2 protein-coding genes are annotated in these 1273 nt (G+C 52.4%); both read right to left on the reverse strand.

The features are described 5' to 3' along the window. Positions 1 to 1031: TRAP transporter substrate-binding protein (locus ABWP81_RS11400; RefSeq protein WP_353141874.1), on the reverse strand; the 1031-nt coding region annotated here is incomplete at its 3' end. Positions 1032 to 1054: 23 nt separating this feature from the next. Further along, positions 1055 to 1273: TRAP transporter large permease subunit (locus ABWP81_RS11405; RefSeq protein WP_353141876.1), on the reverse strand; the 219-nt coding region annotated here is incomplete at its 5' end.

Genomic DNA, 1273 nt, shown 5'->3' on the forward strand with positions numbered 1-1273 from the left:
CCGCCTGAATACTTGGCAATCAAAGCCTTCGCGCCGTCCAGCATTTGCTTGCCATTTTTGCCTTTGCTGTTCATGTCGGCTACCCAGTCGTCGGTCAAGGGCTGTCCAATTTTTTTCCAGTTTTCCAACTCGGATTTTGAAATCACATTGGTGGTGTTTTTGGTGGTCATCTTCTTGCCTTCCACGTCGGCCTGCAAGAACGCCTTACCCGCCATGCCAGACAATGCTTGACCGCTGTTGTTGTCGATTATTTTCTTCAGATCAGGTGACAAAGAGTCGTACTTGGCTTGGTTCATCGCAAACACGAATGTAGCGGTGTAGAAAGCGGGTTCAGCTGGATCAGTTTCAGAGTGGAACTTCACCAACTCTTGAATCTTCACTGCCGGCACCACTTCATAAGGCACCACGGCGCCATCGATCACGCCCTTAGACAAAGCATCACCCACTTGTGGCACGGGCATGCTCACCGGCGTGCCACCCAACAAAGCGATGAATTTGTTGGTGGTTCGTGTGGGTGCGCGTAGCTTCAAGCCTTTCAAGTCAGCAGCCGTGCGGATGGGCTTGTTGGTCATGTGAAACACACCGTCGCCGTGCACGTGGAAAGCCAAAGGCTTGACGTCTTTAAACTCAGCTTTGGCGTATTGATCCACATAGTCCCACAGCGCTTTGCTGGTGGCTTCGGGGCTTTGCATCATGAAGGGCAGTTCAAACACTTCGATGGATGGGAAGCGTCCAGCGGTGTAACCAGGCAAGGTCCAAATCACGTCGGCCACGCCGTCACGGGCCTGTTCAAACAGCTGAGGGGGTGAACCGCCCAATTGCATGGAGGGGTAAATCTGGCACTTCATCTTGTTGTTCGACTCTTTGGCGATCTTGTCGCACCAAGGTTGAATCAACAAGGTTTGCGCAAACGATGAGGCGGGCAAGAAATGGTGCACTTTGAGTGTCACGTCTTGTGCCATCGCGGCGGGGCTAAGTGCGGCAGCGGTGAGAGCGGCAGCAGCTGCAATTTTTAGAAAGCGAGTCTTCATTTTTGTCTCCGGTTATAAAAAACTTAGGTCAGCGCATGCACCAGCCACAAAGAAATGGCGGGGAACGCAATCAGCAACGCCAAACGAATGCCGTCGGTGATGAGGAAGGGCACAACGCCTTTGTAGGTCTCGGCCATGGGCACATCTTTGGCTAAGCCATTCATGATGTACACGTTCAAACCCACGGGCGGAAAGATCATGCCAATCTCACACACGGTGAGGATCAGGATACCAAACCACAA

This window comes from Limnohabitans sp., from assembly GCF_040401135.1.
Lineage (GTDB): Bacteria > Pseudomonadota > Gammaproteobacteria > Burkholderiales > Burkholderiaceae_C > Limnohabitans.